Origin of the sequence: Streptomyces anulatus (assembly GCF_000721175.1) — a bacterium.
Lineage (GTDB): Bacteria > Actinomycetota > Actinomycetes > Streptomycetales > Streptomycetaceae > Streptomyces > Streptomyces anulatus_C.
In genome coordinates, this window is the sequence record NZ_JOEZ01000007.1 from 384,875 (window position 1) to 400,975 (window position 16,101).

13 protein-coding genes and 1 tRNA gene are annotated in these 16,101 nt (G+C 72.1%); 11 read left to right on the top strand and 3 right to left on the bottom strand.

What is annotated here, in order from left to right; translation table 11 throughout:
* Positions 1-153: 153 nt before the first annotated feature.
* On the bottom strand, positions 154-1,044 hold the full coding sequence (gene ligD, locus IG90_RS0110225; protein WP_030580851.1) for a non-homologous end-joining DNA ligase: 891 nt from the start codon (positions 1,042-1,044) through the stop codon (positions 154-156).
* 85 nt (positions 1,045-1,129) lie between these two features.
* On the opposite strand from ligD, the gene ku reads away from it, so the two are divergent.
* Positions 1,130-2,245, top strand: a complete 1,116-nt coding sequence (gene ku / locus IG90_RS0110230; protein WP_030580854.1) for a non-homologous end joining protein Ku — start codon at positions 1,130-1,132, stop codon at positions 2,243-2,245.
* Between the two features lie 137 nt (positions 2,246-2,382).
* Positions 2,383-4,050, top strand: coding sequence for a serine/threonine-protein kinase (locus IG90_RS0110235; protein ID WP_030580857.1), 1,668 nt, complete (start codon positions 2,383-2,385; stop codon positions 4,048-4,050).
* On the opposite strand, the gene IG90_RS0110240 is transcribed toward IG90_RS0110235, so the two are convergent.
* Positions 4,019-5,707, bottom strand: coding sequence for a hypothetical protein (locus IG90_RS0110240; RefSeq protein ID WP_030580860.1), 1,689 nt, complete (start codon positions 5,705-5,707; stop codon positions 4,019-4,021). The genes IG90_RS0110235 and IG90_RS0110240 overlap by 32 nt on opposite strands.
* 293 nt (positions 5,708-6,000) lie before the next feature.
* Between IG90_RS0110240 and IG90_RS0110245 the strand changes: the two genes are divergently transcribed.
* From IG90_RS0110245 to IG90_RS0110255, 3 genes are all read left to right on the top strand, one after another.
* Positions 6,001-7,299: a serine hydroxymethyltransferase gene (locus tag IG90_RS0110245; protein WP_030580863.1), complete on the top strand. Its 1,299-nt coding sequence runs from the start codon at positions 6,001-6,003 to the stop codon at positions 7,297-7,299.
* A 111-nt stretch (positions 7,300-7,410) separates the two neighbouring features.
* The gene (locus IG90_RS0110250) at positions 7,411-7,734 is read left to right on the top strand and encodes a hypothetical protein (RefSeq protein WP_030580866.1); all 324 of its coding nucleotides are present in this window, start codon (positions 7,411-7,413) and stop codon (positions 7,732-7,734) included.
* 244 nt (positions 7,735-7,978) lie between these two features.
* Positions 7,979-8,542 (top strand): hypothetical protein, encoded by a 564-nt coding sequence (locus IG90_RS0110255; RefSeq protein ID WP_030580870.1) that lies wholly within the window; start codon positions 7,979-7,981, stop codon positions 8,540-8,542.
* A gap of 116 nt (positions 8,543-8,658) precedes the next feature.
* Here IG90_RS0110255 and IG90_RS0110260 read toward each other — a convergent pair.
* Positions 8,659-8,730: transfer RNA gene (locus IG90_RS0110260), tRNA-Arg, on the bottom strand.
* 211 nt (positions 8,731-8,941) lie between these two features.
* Between IG90_RS0110260 and IG90_RS0110265 the strand changes: the two genes are divergently transcribed.
* From IG90_RS0110265 to thrB, 6 genes are all read left to right on the top strand, one after another.
* Positions 8,942-9,355 carry a response regulator gene (locus tag IG90_RS0110265; protein WP_030580873.1) on the top strand — a complete coding sequence of 138 codons (414 nt, stop codon included), beginning with the start codon at positions 8,942-8,944 and terminating at the stop codon, positions 9,353-9,355.
* Positions 9,356-9,466: 111 nt separating this feature from the next.
* Positions 9,467-10,654, top strand: coding sequence for an ArgS-related anticodon-binding protein NrtL (gene nrtL / locus IG90_RS0110270; protein WP_030580876.1), 1,188 nt, complete (start codon positions 9,467-9,469; stop codon positions 10,652-10,654).
* 32 nt (positions 10,655-10,686) lie between these two features.
* Positions 10,687-12,078, top strand: a complete 1,392-nt coding sequence (gene lysA, locus IG90_RS0110275; RefSeq protein ID WP_030580879.1) for a diaminopimelate decarboxylase — start codon at positions 10,687-10,689, stop codon at positions 12,076-12,078.
* A gap of 99 nt (positions 12,079-12,177) precedes the next feature.
* A complete protein-coding gene (locus IG90_RS0110280) occupies positions 12,178-13,467 on the top strand; it encodes a homoserine dehydrogenase (RefSeq protein ID WP_030580882.1) in 1,290 nt (429 codons plus the stop codon).
* A 6-nt stretch (positions 13,468-13,473) separates the two neighbouring features.
* Positions 13,474-14,544, top strand: a complete 1,071-nt coding sequence (thrC, locus tag IG90_RS0110285) for a threonine synthase (RefSeq protein ID WP_030580885.1) — start codon at positions 13,474-13,476, stop codon at positions 14,542-14,544.
* Between the two features lie 400 nt (positions 14,545-14,944).
* On the top strand, positions 14,945-15,862 hold the full coding sequence (gene thrB, locus IG90_RS0110290; protein WP_030580888.1) for a homoserine kinase: 918 nt from the start codon (positions 14,945-14,947) through the stop codon (positions 15,860-15,862).
* Positions 15,863-16,101: the final 239 nt, after the last annotated feature.

The window sequence follows — 16,101 nt, forward strand, 5'->3', positions numbered from 1 at the left end:
CGTAGAAGGCGCCTGCGCAGAGTGTGCACCACGCCTCCGACAATCCACCCGCCACTTGTGGCCTTTCCTCGGGCCGTAACGAGGTCATGACCCGGTCAAGACGATCCGGCTGGGAATTGCCGTGAGCGGCGCCCCGCCGGCCGGCCCGGCGCGTCACACCGGCAGCGGACGTGCCCGCTCCGGATCGTTCAGCGGGGCGAGCAGATCGCCGTGCAGGTCCAGCCGGGCGGCCATGTCCCCGGCGCGGAACACCAGGGCCCCGGCCTCCCGGCACCCGGCGATCTCGTCCCAGGTGACCGGGGCCGACACGGTGGGCTCGGCCCTGGCGCGCAGGGTGTAGGGCGTGGCGGTGGTCTTCGCCGCGGCGTTCTGGCTGAAGTCGACGAAGACCTTGCCCGGCCGCAGGGCGCGCTTCATCCGGTGCAGCGCCAGCCCCGGCAGAGCCGCCTCCGCCTCCACCGCCAGCCGCTTCGCGTACGCGGACACCTCGCCGGAGGGGGTGGGATCCAGCGGGACCAGCAGATGCAGCCCCTTGGAGCCGGACGTCTTCCCGTACGCGAACAGCCCGTCGGCCGCGAGGCGTTCCCGCAGCCAGAGCGCCACCGCGCAGCACTCCACGACGGTCGCGGGGGAGCCGGGGTCCAAATCGAAGACCATGCGGTCGGCGATCTCCGGCGCGTCCGCACGCCACTGCGGGGTGTGGAACTCCACCACCAGGTTCGCCGCCCACATCAGCGAGGCCAGATCCCCCACGACCACCTGCCGGGCGGCCGGGTCCTCGCTCCGGGGAACGCCGGTGGTGGCCACCCATGCGGGTGTACCGGGTGGCGGATTCTTGGTGAAGAAGAGCTGGCCGTCCGGCCCGTCCGGGTACCGCAGGAAGGACACGGGGCGGTCGCGCAGATGGGGCAGGATCACGATGCCCGCGGTGGCCGCGTAGTAGTGGAGCACCTCGCCCTTGGTCGTCCCGGTGGCCGGATACAGGACCTTGTCGAGATTGCTGAGCGAGACCCGTCGCCCCTCCACCTCGGTGATCGGCGTCATACGATAAGAGTCACATGAAATCCCGCCAAAGCGTCTTTGACGGACATACGGCAGGGCATCCTCAGCGGTCGACAAGGGGTGAACGGTGAGGTCCATATGGAACGGCGCGATCTCCTTCGGGCTGGTCAGCATCCCGATCAAGCTGGTCAACGCCACCGAGAACCACTCGATCCACTTCCGGCAGATCCACCTCGCCGACGGTGGCCGGATCCGGTACCGCAAGGTCTGTGAACTGGACGACGAGGAGGTCGGGAGCGGCGAGATCGGCAAGGCCTACGAGGACGCCGACGGGACGATGATCCCGATCACCGACGAGGACCTCGCCCAGCTCCCGCTGCCCACGGCGAAGACCATCGAGATCGTCGCCTTCGTGCCCGCGGACGAGATCGACCCGCTCCAGATGGACGCGGCGTACTACCTCTCCGCCAACGGCATCCCTGCCGCCAAGCCGTACACCCTGCTGCGTGAGGCCCTCAAACGCAGCAACAAGGTCGCCGTCGCCAAGTTCGCCCTGCGCGGCCGCGAACGGCTCGGCATGCTCCGCGTCGTCGACGACGTGATCGCCATGCACGGACTCCTGTGGCCGGACGAGATCCGCGCCCCCGAGGACGTCGCCCCCGACAGCGACGTCAAGGTCCGCGACGCCGAACTCGACCTGGCGGACGCGCTGATGGACACCCTCGGCGAGGTCGACATGGACAGCCTCCACGACGACTACCGGGAGGCGGTGGAGGAACTCGTCGCCGCGAAGGCCTCCGGCGAGATCGTGCGTCCGGCCGATATCGAGGAGTCCGGCGGCAGCAAGGTCATCGACCTGATCGCGGCCCTGGAGAACAGCGTGAAGGCGGCCAAGAAGTCCCGTGGTGAGGGGGAGGAAGAGGGCGAGAGGGGCATGGCGGACGTCCACCCCATCAAGAAGACGACGCAGCGGAAGTCCGCGCCGCACAAGTCCACGCAGCGGAAGCCCGCGTCCAAGTCCAGGCCCGAGTCCGCCGGTACGAAGAAGTCCACGGCCTCCACAGCCAAGAAGACGACGCAGAAGAAGACGGCAGCCAAGTCGGCCTCTTCCAGATCTACTTCCGGCTCTTCGTCGAGCTCTTCGTCCAAGGGTTCGTCCTCGGCGAAGAAGCAGGCGTCGTCGAGCGGCCGGAGCACCACGAAGAAGAAGACGGCCTCGCCCCGCAAGCGAGCCTCGGCCTGACCCGGCCGCGCACCGGCCTTTCCCGGTACCGGCCTTTCCCCGTACCGCTCCCGGTCCCGCCCCACGGCCCCGGCTGCCCCCTGTCGTACGGCACCCGTACGCTACGGCGCATGAGCGCACAGGTCCCCTCGGGACGGATGATCGACGGCCGCTTCACGCTGGTGGAGCGGCTCGGCAGCGGTGGCATGGGCATGGTCTGGCGGGCCCGCGACGAGGCGCTCCACCGCGATGTCGCGCTCAAGGAGGTACGGCCCCCGGACCCGGCGCTCGCGGAGTACGACCCCGAAGGGGCCCGCACGTTGCGCGCCCGGGTGCTGCGCGAGGCCCGCGCCCTGGCCCGGGTCGACCATCCATGCGTGGTCACCGTCCACCACATCGTCGACCCCGGCGAGGACAGCTTTCCGTGGATCGTGATGGAGCTGGTGGCCGGCTCCTCCCTGCACGATCGGCTCGCCGCCGGCCCCATGGAGCCCGCCGAGGCCGCCGGACTGGGGCGCGGCATCCTCTCCGCCCTCCGCGCCGCCCACGCCTCCGGCATCCAGCACCGCGACGTCAAGCCCGCCAACGTGCTCCTGCGCACCGACGGCCGCCCCGTCCTCACCGACTTCGGCATCGCCGCGATCCGGGAGTCGACGAGCCTCACCGCCACCGGCGCCCTCATCGGCTCGCCCGACTACATAGCCCCCGAGCGCATCCGGGGAACCGAGGGTGACCCGTCCTCCGACCTCTGGTCGCTCGGCATGATGCTGTACGTCGCCGTCGAGGGCCGCCACCCGCTGCGCCGGGCCACCACCCTGGCCACGCTGGCCGCCGTGCTCGACGAGGAGATCCCGCCGCCGGTACGGGCCGGGGCCCTCACCCCGGTGCTGAACGCGCTCCTCACCCGGGACATCCCGGCCCGCCCGGACGCCGAGGCCCTCGACCGGATGCTGGCCGAGGCCGCGACGCACACCGGCGGGAGCACGGCCCCGACACCCACGGAGCCCGTGCGGGACCGCCCCGTGTCCGCGCACACCACGCCCACGCAGACAGCCCCCGTGCGGGACCGCGTTCCGACGGGCTACGGCTACCAGCAGGTCACCGGCGACACGTTCCCCACCCCGGAAGGGCGCCGACAGCGCACGTCGCGCCGCGTCCCGATGGTCAGCGCCGCCTCGTCCGTCGTCTCGGCCGTGGTCATCGCGGGCGTCATCCTCTGGATGGCCGACCCGTTCTCCTCCAAGGGATCCGAAAGCGAGGACCGCCCCCGCGACAGGGCGAGCGCACCCCAGGCCTCAGCCCCGGCGCCGAACCCGGTCGCCGACGCGTCGGACGACTCCGGCGACCCGGGCGAGAAGGACGTACCGGAGGCCGGGAACCTGCTGACCCCGGACGGGGCGCGGACGGCGATCAAGGCGCTGAAGCCACTCATGGGCGGCACGAAGGTCACCGACTTCACCCTCTACGACGCGTACGCCTCGGCCCAGGCGCCGCTGAAGTTCAACGCCGCGCTGTACGACCGCTTCAGTTACCGCGACGGCCGGGCGAAGAGCGACGGGGTGGGCGGCACGCTGATGCCGGGGGACACCACGGTCGACCTGGACTCCGTCGACTGGGACGCGCTGCCCGCCCTGCTGACCACGGCGGAGAAGACGCTCAACATCCCGGAGCCGGAAAGCCGTTACGTGATCGTGGACCCCTCGTCGCCCTTCCACGAAGACCGCCCGGTGCTGCGCGTCTACGTCTCCGACAGGCACGGCGGCGCCTACCTCACCGCGCACCTGGACGGACAGGTCATCGAGAAGAACCCGCGACCCAAGGGCTGACCACCGGTGTGACCGGGTCCGGTATCAGGGGCAGGTCCAGCCCGAACGGATTCCGCTCGATGACGTACGTGCAGCTGGTGTACGTGTAGCCCGGCCGGACCTTCGACCCCGAGGAGTAGCTGTCCACCCCGGCGGTCGCGCCCGTGCCGTGCTTGTAGAGGAAGTGGTACTCCCCGGCGGGAAGCCGAAGCCGTGCCTTCGGGTAACTCCTGCCGCTCGCCTTGCAGGCCTGCCGCGCGCCGGCGGAGGCGCCGTACCGCTCACAGCCGGCGCAGGCCTTCAGGGTGACGGTGCCGGTCACCGGGCCGGTGTAGAGCACCTCGACCGCGTTGGGCGCGTCATTGCTGATGACCAGCTCCATCCGGGCCCCGCCGGGCCGCTTCGACGACGGCAGCCGCTTGCCCGCCGCCGGCCGGTCGTCGGCGATCTCCGCGGCTATGGCGATGTCCCGTGCCCGCCGCACCCGCCCGTCGCTCTTGTACGTCCGCGCGAAATCGGTCAGCGTCGTGCGGGCGTCGCCGAACTGCTCGTCCTTGAACTGGTCGACACCGCAGGCGTACACCCCGTCCAGGACGCCCTTGTCGGCTTCGGCGCGCAGCGACTTCACGCTCGCGGCGGGGAGTTCGGACGCGGTGGTGCCGAGTCCGCGCAGCACCGCGGTGGCCGCGCACGGCTCGGTCCCCTTCAACGCCGCGACCTGGGCCTTGATCCGCTCGCCGATCGCCGGCCCCACCTGCTGCGCGGGCGCGGACTCGGGGAACGTACGCAACAGCTCGCCCAGCTCCGCGCCACCGCCGCCCGTCCCGCCCAGCCGCGACACACCGCACCCGTACAACGACGCGGCGAGCGGCTCGTCCGGCCATGCGGCGAGCTCGCCCAGCACGTTCGCGTCCACCGAGTCCGGCAGCGTCCGCAGATACGTCAACGGCGCGACGGCTTCGCAGTGCCGCTTCTCGGCGTACGGGGCGGAGACGGCGTCGTAATACGTCTTCAGGCGGTCCGGGACCAGCTTCGCGGCCCGGGAGCCGGGATGGTCCTCGCCGAGCGCGCGATAGACGCCGAGCGCCTTCTCGTACTCGCCCTTCACCGAGCCGAACGGCTGCCGTGAGGCCGCCGTGACCCGCTCGTCCCCGGCCGCCAGCCGCTCCAGCAGCATCTGCTCCCGGGCCTCGTCCCGCGCGGAGCCGTACACCACGGCCCCGCCCGCCGGCACGGCCAGCAGCACCACCCCGAGACCGACCGCGACGACGGGCCGCCACGCCCCGCCCAGCGCCGATCGCCCGGCGATCCGGGCCCCGTCCGCGGCGGCGAGCACCAGCACGAGCAGATACCCGAGGAGAACACTCCCGGGCACCCCGTCCGGATCGGCCGGCAACGCCACCCACAGCAGCACCGCCGTGGCCGCCCAGCACACCGCGGCCCGCACCCATCGCCCCAACAGGGCGTAACCCAGCCCGAGTCCGGTCAGATTGAGCAACGCGGCGGCGACCGCACGCAGGGCCGCACCGGGCGGCGGCGGCCCGACGGCCGGCGCACGGGAGGGCGGTGGGGGAGGACTGAACCCGGGCGGCCCGCCCGGAGGCGGCGGCCCGGCCCCGCCCCAGCCGGGCCCGCCGGCTCCCTGCCCCGCGGTCCCGTACTGCTCACCTGACTCCATGACGGTCCCCCCACCGAAGAGTCGCAAAAGTCCAGGCAACTCTGCCCGGTTCCGTCACACTTCACGCGCCATCATGGCGACCTTCTTCACGTGCCGCACCACCTCGCACGCGCCCGCCCTCTAAACTGACGAATGCCGCGACTGGCGCGTGCCCCGGCAGGGGCGCTCCGTGGAACCGACCACGAGGGAGCGGCACACCCCGGGTGCGCCCGGGGCGTCATCTCCGGAGAGCCGTCCGCCTGGGCATCCGGGTCCACGCCGCAAGCTGCGGCCGACCCGGAAGGACCCCTTCCATGACCACCCGGACCACGGACACCGCCCCCGCGACCGCGCCACGCCATCCGGCGCTCACCGCGGCCGACCCGGAACTGGCCGCCCTGATCGGCGCGGAGGAGCGGCTCCAGGCCGACACCCTTCGCCTGATCCCCAGCGAGAACTACGTCTCCGCCGCCGTGCTCGAAGCCTCCGGCACGGTGCTCCAGAACAAGTACTCCGAGGGCTACCCCGGCAAGCGGTACTACGAGGGCCAGCAGATCATCGACCAGGTCGAGACGCTGGCGGTCCGCCGCGCCGTCGCGCTCTTCGGGATGGACCACGCCAACGTCCAGCCGTACTCGGGTTCCCCGGCCAACCTCGCCGCGTACCTGGCCTTCCTCCAGCCCGGTGACGCCGTCCTCGGCATGTCCCTCCCGATGGGCGGCCATTTGACGCACGGCTGGGACGTCTCCGCCACCGGCCGCTGGTTCCGCGGCGTCCGGTACGGGGTCCGCCGCGACACCGGCCGGATCGACCTGGACGAGGTCCGCGACCTGGCCCTCGCCGAGCGGCCCAAGCTCATCTTCTGCGGCGGCACGGCCGTCCCGCGCACGATCGACTTCGCGGGCTTCGCCGAGATCGCCGCAGAGACGGGCGCCGTGCTGGTCGCGGACATCGCGCACATCGCCGGTCTGATCGCGGGCGGCGCGCACCCTTCGCCGGCCGGGCACGCGGACGTCGTCTCCACCACGACCCACAAGACCCTGCGCGGCCCGCGCGGCGCGATGCTGCTCAGCACGGCCGAACACGCCCGCGCCATCGACCGCGCGGTCTTCCCCGGCCTCCAGGGCGGCCCGCACAACCAGACCACGGCCGCCATCGCGGCCGCCCTCGGCGAAGCGGCCACCGCCGGGTTCTGCTCGTACGCCCACCAGGTCGTGGCCAACGCCCGGACCCTGGGGGAGGAGTTGGCCGCACGCGGCTTCGACCTGGTCTCCGGCGGCACCGACAACCACCTGCTGCTGATCGACCTCACGAACAAGGACGTCCCCGGCAAGACCGCCGCCAAGGCCCTCGACCGCGCGGGCATCGTCGTGAACCACAACACCGTCCCCTACGACCCCCGCAAGCCCTTCGACCCCTCCGGCATCCGCATCGGCACCCCCGCGCTCACTTCCCGGGGCATTCCCGCCTCCGCGATGGCCACCGTCGCCGGATGGATCGACACAGCCGTCGAGGCGGCGCGCGCGGGGGACGAACCCGCGATCAAGAAGGTCCGGGGAGCGGTGAAGGACCTGATGGACGCGTACCCGGCGCCGGGGCTGCCCGTCGGCTGACGGGGTGATCGCGCCTTCTTCACCTGTTCTCCGCCCTCCCAACCACCCTCTGTGGCACCGTGGTTCGACTGATGACCCGGATGTCCGGGCATCCGCGTAGAGGGGACCTTCATGCGTCTTCGTACCGCCGCGGCCTCGGCGGCGCTCGTCCTGTGCGCCGCGGCGGGCGCAGCGGCCTGTTCGTCCTCGTCGGACGCCGTGGACGCTGAGCGGCCCACCACCCGCACCGGGCCGGCGTCCGTGGAAGGCCTGGCGGAGAGCATCGAGACGGGCGAGCGTCGGACGGGTCCGCCCGAGCTGACCGGGCAGAGCGTGCCGGGCCCCGAGAAGTGCGCCACCTCCGTCGCCGAGATCCCGGCGGAGTGCGCCATCGACCCTTCGTTCGCCGGGTTCACCGAGGGGGAGCAAGCGGCCGAGCCGCCCAGCCTGCCGTGAGACCTCACCCGTGAACGGGTGAGACAGCCGCCACAGGAGGGCGGGCACACGCTGGTGTCCCCGCCCTCCTGTTCCGCGTCCGCGCCGCCTGCGCGCGCAGGGCCCGGATCACCGGGGACACCACGGGCCGCAGGCGTCACAGAAGCCCCTTCCATCCGTCACAGTGATCTCTTAGTCTCACACTCTGTTCACATGTGACAATTGACGATCTCGACATAGAGGTCAGGCGCGGGGAAAGTGAAACATGCGTGAAAACTGGCGCTCGAGGTTGAGCGTTCTCGCCGGTGCGTCGGCACTTGCGCTCTCGGCCGTCACCGCGACTCCGGCGCTGGCCGACGGCGCTCCGGAGGCCCCCCTGGAAGTACAGATGCCCGCGGACATGACGATCGTCGAAGGCGTCGCCACGGAACCCGGCACGGAGATCCCCTTCCCGGCGGACGAGGACGAGACGACGGGGCCGGCGGGCGCGATGGCCTCCGCCAAGGCCGCTCCGCCGTCGGGCACGTGCCTGGGCGCGACCGCCGCCTACGGCTCCAGCGGCTGCTTCCAGCACAACGGCGACATCGTCTGGGCGGGCGACACGAAGAAGGACGGCATGTCCGCGGCCGTCGGGGTCTACACCGACTACGGGCGCGCCGAGGAGGTCTGCGTCAACAAGCTCGGCGTGAACACCTGGGCGACCTGCAACAAGGACTACCGCGAGACCGGCGACGTGCGCCTCCGCGTCCTGCGCTACGACGGCGACACCGGCAAGTTCTACCAGCCCGAGTCATGGTCCGGCTGGATCCCGGTCGACGGGAAGTACTGACCCGCCCACCTCGTGGGGGGCGAGCCGGACCACACTCCGCTCGCCCTCGCGAGGGTGCGGCGCGCACGAAAAAAAACCGGACCAGCCTCTGCTGGTCCGGTTCTTCGATCCGGAAGTGCCCCCGGCAGGATTCGAACCTGCGCACCCGGCTCCGGAGGCCGATGCTCTATCCCCTGAGCTACGGGGGCGTATCGCGGTGCTGCTCTGCGACGGGTGAAACACTACCAGCTCCCACGGGGTGTCCGTGAACAGGTATTCCGCCGTGCCTCCGCGCCTCTTCCTCCCGGTCGGGCCGCCCGTGGAAGCGGTGGCCACCTGCCCGGGGCGGAAGTGGACAAAACCCGGACGCCGCCCCTCCGGCCGACCTACTCTCGAAGGGTGTCAGGGGCGTGCGGCCGCGTGCTTGTTGTCGATGACAACAGGGTCATCCGGCAGCTGATCAGGGTCAATCTCGAGCTGGAGGGCTTCGAGGTCGTGACCGCGGCCGACGGTGTCGAGTGCCTGGACCTGGTCGAGCGGGTCCGCCCCGACGCGATCACCCTCGACGTCGTGATGCCCCGCCTGGACGGTCTGGAGACCGCCACCCGCCTGCGCTCCGATCCCCGGACCCGCAGCCTCCCCATAGTCGTCGTAAGCGCCTGTACGCCCTACGAGGTCGACGCGGGCGTGGCGGCCGGGGTCGACGCGTTCCTGGCGAAGCCGTTCGAGCCGAGCGAGCTGGTGCGGATCATGCGCCGGCTGGTGACCGGGGAGGAAGGGCCCTCGGTGGACGGGCGGCACGGTGCCGGGCGGGCGGGAAGCACCACCGGCTGACCGGGCCGGCGAAGCCGGGTCCGGCCGACCGGGGGTGCGGAACGGGGTCCGGCCGACCGGATGGCGAAACCGGGTCGCGAAGTGCCCCCCTCTCTCACCTACGCTTGACCCGTGACCCCCGCCGACCTCTCCCGGACCGTGCTGCACGCCGTGCGCCGCGCGGTCGACGAGGATGCGTTGCGCGCGCCCGTGCCCGCGCGCGTGCGAGTGGAGAGGACACGACCCGGCGGCAGCGGTGACTACGCCTGCGCCGTCGCGCTCCAGCTGGCCGGGCCCGCCGCGCTGCCGGCCCTGGAGGTCGCGCGCATCCTGCGGGAACGCGTCGTAGCCGAGCCCGGTGTCGGGCGGGTCGAGATCACCGGGCCGGGGTTCCTGAGCTTCACCCTCGCCGCCCCGGCCGAGAGCGACCGGGCCGTGCTCGACGCCGTACGGGAACAGGGTCTCGCGTACGGACACGGGGACGCGCTCCGGGACGAGGCCCTCCAGTTCCACCACGCGCGGGAAGTGCGCGCCGCCGTCACCGCCCATGCCGTGCGCCGGCTCGTCATCTCGCAGGGCGCCCGGGTCCGGATCAGCTGCGAGGAGGCACCCGACCCGGACTGGGCCCGCCTCGGCGTCGCCGTCGACGCGCACGGGACGCCCCCCGTACCGCTCACCGGAATCCGGCCCGTCCCCGCCGGGGCCACCGCGGGGGAGCTGCTGCGGCGGCTCGGGCCCGACGCCGCCCGCTGGGGGCTCCTGCGGGCCGCCGGGCACGACCGCGCCGCCCTCGGCCCCGAACTGCTCGTCCAGGGCGAGGCCAACCCGCTCTTCCGGGTCCGCTACGCCCACGCCAGGGCCCGCGCCCTGACCCGCGGGGCCGCCCTACTCGGCTTCACCGCCGAGCCCGCCGGGCACGCCCCGTACAGCGAGCCCGCAAAGCCCGCCCCGTACGGCGAAAGCCCCGCCCCGCTCGCCGGGCGCACCGTATCCGCCCCGCACACCGCGTACGGCGAAAGCCCCGCCGACGGCTCCGCCCCGTACGGCAGCGCCGGCCGCCCCCTCCTCGACCTCATCGCCGACCACCCCGGAGTCCTGCTCGCCGGGGCCCGTCACCGCGCGCCCGACCGGGTCGCCCGGCAGCTGGAAGCCGTCGCGCACGCGTTCTTCGACTTCCACGACTCCTGCCCGCCCCTGCCCGCCGGTGACGAGAAACCCTCGGCCGCCCACCGTGCCCGGCTGGCTCTCGCCGAAGCCGCCGGGACGGTGCTGGCAGGCGGCCTGTCCCTGCTCGGCATCCGTGCGCCCGAACACCTCTGACGCGATCAGAAGAGACCCGAGAGAACATCACGATGAGCCGCTCCGCACATCCCGCAGGACCCCGACACGCCGACGTCTTCCCCGAGGCCCACTACTCCGCGCCCGCCGCCGACCTCAACGTCCTCGACGAGAAGGTCTGGGCCCGTACCGTCACCCGCGACACGGACGGCGCGCTCACCGTCGGCGGGATCACCGTCGCCCGGCTCGCGGAGGAGTTCGGCACCCCCGCCTACTTCCTCGACGAGAGCGACTTCCGGGCCCGCTGCCGCGCCTGGGCGGATGCCTTCGGGCCGGACGCCGACGTCTTCTACGCCGGTAAGGCCTTCCTCTCCCGCGCCGTCGTGCGCTGGCTCAAGGAGGAGGGGCTGAATCTGGATGTCTGCTCCGGGGGCGAGCTGACCACCGCGCTCGACGCGGGCATGCCCGCCGAGCGCATCGCCTTCCACGGCAACAACAAGACCGTCGCCGAGATCGAGCGGGCCGTCGAGACGGGCGTCGGGCGGATCGTGCTCGACTCCTTCCAGGAGATCGTCCGCGTCGCCCACATCGCCCAGCGGCACGGCGTCCGCCAGCGCGTGCAGATCCGCGTCACCGTCGGCGTCGAGGCCCACACCCACGAGTTCATCGCCACCGCGCACGAGGACCAGAAGTTCGGCATCGCGCTCGCCGACGGGCAGGCCGCCGAAGCCGTACGCCGCGCGCTCGCCCTCGACGGGCTCGAACTCATCGGCGTCCACTCGCACATCGGCTCGCAGATCTTCGACATGGCCGGCTTCGAGGTCTCCGCCCGGCGCGTGGTCCAGCTGCTCGCCGAGATCCGTGACGAGCACGGCATCGAGCTCCCCGAGATCGACCTCGGGGGCGGCCTCGGCATCGCGTACACCTCCGAGGACGACCCCCGCGAGCCGCACGAGATCGCCAAGGCGCTCAGCGACATCGTCACCCGCGAGTGCGAGTCCGCGAACCTGCGGACTCCCCGGATCTCCGTCGAGCCGGGGCGCGCCATCGTCGGACCCACCGCGTTCACGCTGTACGAGGTCGGCACGATCAAGCCCCTGGAGGGACTGCGGACGTACGTCAGCGTCGACGGCGGCATGTCGGACAACATCCGCACGGCGCTGTACGACGCCGAGTACAGCGTCGCGCTCGTCTCCCGCACCTCGGACGCCGAACCCATGCTCGTCCGGGTCGTCGGCAAGCACTGCGAGAGCGGCGACATCGTGGTGAAGGACGCGTTCCTGCCCGCCGACCTGGCCCCCGGCGATCTGATCGCCGTCCCCGCCACCGGCGCCTACTGCCGTTCCATGGCGAGCAACTACAACCACGCACTGCGCCCGCCGGTCGTCGCGGTCCGCGACGGAGAGGCACGCGTCATCGTCCGGCGCGAGACGGAGGAAGATCTCCTGCGTCTCGATGTCGGCTGATGAAATAGTCATCTCAGGATCCGGACGGGGGTCAGAAACTCCCGTCCGGTGAGTGAGACTGGTCCCCACATGAGCATGTATGAGAAACGAGGTCGGATGATGCGTACGCGTCCGCTGAAGGTGGCGCTGCTGGGCTGTGGTGTGGTCGGCTCAGAGGTGGCGCGCATCATGACGACGCACGCCGACGACCTCGCGGCGCGCATCGGCGCGCCCGTCGAGCTCGCCGGTGTGGCCGTCCGCCGGCCCTCGAAGGTGCGTGAGGGCATCGACCCCGCACTGATCACCACCGACGCGACCGCGCTCGTGCAGCGCGGCGACATCGACGTCGTCATCGAGGTCATCGGGGGCATCGAACCGGCCCGCGCGCTCATCACCACCGCCTTCGAGAACGGCGCCAGCGTCGTCTCCGCCAACAAGGCGCTGCTCGCCGAGGACGGCGCCGCCCTGCACGCCGCCGCCGAGAAGTACGGCCGCGACCTGTATTACGAGGCCGCCGTCGCCGGGGCCATCCCGCTGGTGCGGCCGCTGCGCGAGTCGCTCGCCGGGGACAAGGTCAACCGGGTGCTCGGCATCGTCAACGGCACCACCAACTTCATCCTCGACAAGATGGACACCAGTGGCGCCGGCTACTCCGAGGCGCTCGACGAGGCCACCGCCCTCGGGTACGCCGAGGCCGACCCGACCGCCGACGTCGAGGGCTTCGACGCCGCCGCGAAGGCCGCGATCCTCGCCGGGATCGCCTTCCACACCCGCGTGAGGATCGGCGACGTGCACCGCGAGGGCATCACCGAGGTCACCGCCGCCGACATCGCCTCCGCTCGCCGGATGGGCTGCACGGTCAAACTGCTGGCCATCTGCGAGCGCGCCGCCGACGGGGCCTCCGTCACCGCCCGCGTCCACCCGGCGATGATCCCGCTCAGCCACCCGCTGGCCTCGGTCCGCGAGGCGTACAACGCGGTCTTCATCGAGGCCGACGCGGCCGGGCAGCTCATGTTCTACGGGCCCGGCGCCGGCGGCTCGCCGACCGCCTCCGCGGTCCTCGGCGACCTCGTCGCGGTCTGCCGCAACAAACTGGGCGAGGCCACCGGCCCCGGTGAGTCCGCCTACACCCGCCTGCCGGTCAGCCCCATGGGCGAGGTCGTCACGCGGTACCACATCAGCCTCGACGTGGCCGACAAGCCGGGCGTCCTCGCCCAGGTGGCGACGGTCTTCGCCGAGCAGGGCGTATCCATCGATACGGTCCGCCAGCAGGGAAAGGACGGCGAGGCGTCCCTCGTCGTCGTCACCCACCGCGCGCCCGACGCAGCCCTCTCCGGGACCGTCGAAGCGCTGCGCAAGCTCGACACCGTGCGCGGTGTCGCCAGCATCATGCGTGTTGAAGGGGAGTAAGGACCCATGACCAGCAAGGGCACCCACCAGTGGCGCGGCATCATTGAGGAGTACCGGGACCGGCTTCCGGTCACGGCCACGACGCCGGTCGTCACACTTCGTGAGGGCGGTACGCCGCTCGTTCCGGCGCAGGTCCTCTCCGAGCGCACGGGCTGCGAGGTGCACCTCAAGGTCGAGGGCGCCAACCCCACCGGTTCGTTCAAGGACCGCGGCATGACCATGGCCATCACCCGGGCCAAGGAGGAGGGGGCGAAGGCCGTCATCTGCGCCTCCACCGGCAACACCTCGGCCTCCGCCGCGGCGTACGCGGTGCGCGCGGGCATGGTCTGCGCCGTCCTCGTACCGCAGGGCAAGATCGCGCTCGGCAAGATGGGCCAGGCGCTCGTGCACGGCGCCAAGATCCTCCAGGTCGACGGCAACTTCGACGACTGCCTGACCCTGGCCCGCTCGCTCTCGGACAACTACCCGGTGGCGCTGGTCAATTCGGTCAATCCGGTCCGTATCGAGGGCCAGAAGACCGCCGCGTTCGAGATCGTCGACGCGCTCGGCGACGCCCCCGACATCCACGTCCTGCCGGTCGGCAACGCGGGCAACATCACCGCGTACTGGAAGGGGTACACCGAGTACGCCCGTGACGGCCTCGCCACGCACACCCCGCGCATGTGGGGCTTCCAGGCCTCCGGCTCCGCGCCCATCGTGCGCGGCGAGGTCGTCAAGGACCCCTCCACCATCGCCACCGCGATCCGCATCGGCAACCCGGCCTCCTGGGACTACGCCCTGGCCGCGCGGGACGAGTCGGGCGGCTTCATCGACGAGGTGACGGACCGGCAGATCCTGTCCGCGTACCGGCTGTTGGCCTCCCAGGAGGGTGTCTTCGTCGAGCCCGCGTCGGCCGCGTCCGTCGCCGGCCTGCTCAAGGCCGCCGAGGAGGGCAAGGTCGACCCCGGCCAGCGCATCGTCTGCACGGTCACCGGCAACGGCCTCAAGGACCCCGACTGGGCCGTCGCGGGCGCCCCGCAGCCGGTCACGGTCCCGGTCGACGCGGCCACCGCCGCCGAGAAGCTCGGACTCGTCTGATCCGGTCCCGGGCCGGGGCGTCGGCAAGCGCCGCGGCCGGCCCGGGCAACCGCGACAACTCGCTCAACCAGCCCCTTACCGGGGCGGAGAGCGCATGGGCGGCGGACGACACGCATCGTGCGCCTCCTGTGCGCCCTATGTCGCCACAGAACCTTCCTTCGATAAGCTGTACCCCATCCGCCCGGCATCCGCCCGCCGGACCGCCACGCCTGCGGTCCCCGTCGTGGCCGTCGGGCCGGCCGCCGGATTCCCGCACCGTTTCGGAGCCCTCCGCACAGCCGTGATCCCCACCGCCATGACCCCCGCCGTACGCACCCGCCCGTAGCCCCGCCTTCACGCCCCGCCGCCGCAGAGCCACCCGCACTGCATCCCCCCTGCCTTACAAGGAGTGGTCCGACCGATGGCCGGTCCCGCGTTCCGAGCCGCCGCCGTCAGGGTGCGCGTCCCCGCAACCAGCGCCAACCTCGGCCCGGGTTTCGACGCCCTGGGCCTCTCGCTGGGGCTGTACGACGACGTCGTCGTCCGGGTCGCCGACTCCGGGCTGCACATCGACATCGCAGGTGAGGGCAGCGAGACGCTGCCCCGCGACGAGAGTCACCTGCTCGTGCGCTCCCTGCGCACCGCGTTCGACCTGCTCGGCGGCCAGCCCCGCGGGCTGGAGATCGTCTGCGCCAACCGCATCCCGCACGGCCGCGGCCTCGGCTCCTCCTCCGCCGCCATCTGCGCCGGAATCGTCGCCGCCCGCGCCGTGACGACCGGCGGCGACGCCCGCCTCGACGACGCGGCCCTGCTGGAGCTGGCGACCGAGATCGAGGGGCACCCCGACAATGTCGCGGCCTGCCTGCTCGGCGGCTTCACGCTCGCCTGGATGGACGGCGGCGCGGCCCGGGCGATCCGGATGGACCCCGCCGACTCCGTCGTCCCGGTGGTCTTCGTCCCCGGGCGCCCGGTGCTCACCGAGACGGCGCGCGGCCTGCTCCCGCGCACCGTCCCGCACGTCGACGCGGCCCTCAACGCAGGCAGGGCGGCCCTGCTCGTCGAGGCCCTGACCCGTCGCCCCGAGCTGCTGCTCGCCGCCACCGAGGACCGGATCCACCAGGAGTACCGGGGCCCCGCCATGCCCGAGAGCGTGGAACTGGTCAACCGTCTGCGCGCCGACGGTGTGCCCGCGGTCATCTCCGGTGCGGGGCCCACGGTCCTCGCGCTGACGGAGGAGGGCTCGGCCGACAAGGTCGCCCGACTGGCGGGGGAGGGCTGGGCGGCGAACCGGCTGGCCCTCGACGCGACGGGCGCCAGCGTGCTGCCGCTGGCCGCGTAACCGCATGTGATTACCGGTGGGCGAGAGGGGGAATGTTTGTTGGAGCCGGTAGTGTTAACCTCAAGTCTGCAACCGACGTCTTTGAGGCGCGTTGCTTCGTGTCCCCCTTCGGGACCACCATTCTTCCGGGAGCCTCCCCAACTGCCTGAGCAGCCTGCCTGAGCAGTTTCGAGCACGCTCCGGAACCGGCACGACACCCCTCGCTCGTCCAGGAGTGGGCCGAGCAGGGGGATCTCGCG

Bases quoted from the DNA above. Each gene is read 5' to 3' on its own strand.
- ligD (WP_030580851.1), bottom strand. From the start codon at position 1,044: ATGACGCCGATCACCGAGGTGGAGGGGCGACGGGTCTCGCTCAGCAAT.
- IG90_RS0110235 (WP_030580857.1), top strand. From the start codon at position 2,383: ATGATCGACGGCCGCTTCACGCTGGTGGAGCGGCTCGGCAGCGGTGGC.
- IG90_RS0110240 (WP_030580860.1), bottom strand. From the start codon at position 5,707: ATGGAGTCAGGTGAGCAGTACGGGACCGCGGGGCAGGGAGCCGGCGGG.
- IG90_RS0110245 (WP_030580863.1), top strand. From the start codon at position 6,001: ATGACCACCCGGACCACGGACACCGCCCCCGCGACCGCGCCACGCCAT.
- IG90_RS0110250 (WP_030580866.1), top strand. From the start codon at position 7,411: ATGCGTCTTCGTACCGCCGCGGCCTCGGCGGCGCTCGTCCTGTGCGCC.
- IG90_RS0110255 (WP_030580870.1), top strand. From the start codon at position 7,979: ATGCGTGAAAACTGGCGCTCGAGGTTGAGCGTTCTCGCCGGTGCGTCG.
- lysA (WP_030580879.1), top strand. From the start codon at position 10,687: ATGAGCCGCTCCGCACATCCCGCAGGACCCCGACACGCCGACGTCTTC.
- IG90_RS0110280 (WP_030580882.1), top strand. From the start codon at position 12,178: ATGCGTACGCGTCCGCTGAAGGTGGCGCTGCTGGGCTGTGGTGTGGTC.
- thrC (WP_030580885.1), top strand. From the start codon at position 13,474: ATGACCAGCAAGGGCACCCACCAGTGGCGCGGCATCATTGAGGAGTAC.
- thrB (WP_030580888.1), top strand. From the start codon at position 14,945: ATGGCCGGTCCCGCGTTCCGAGCCGCCGCCGTCAGGGTGCGCGTCCCC.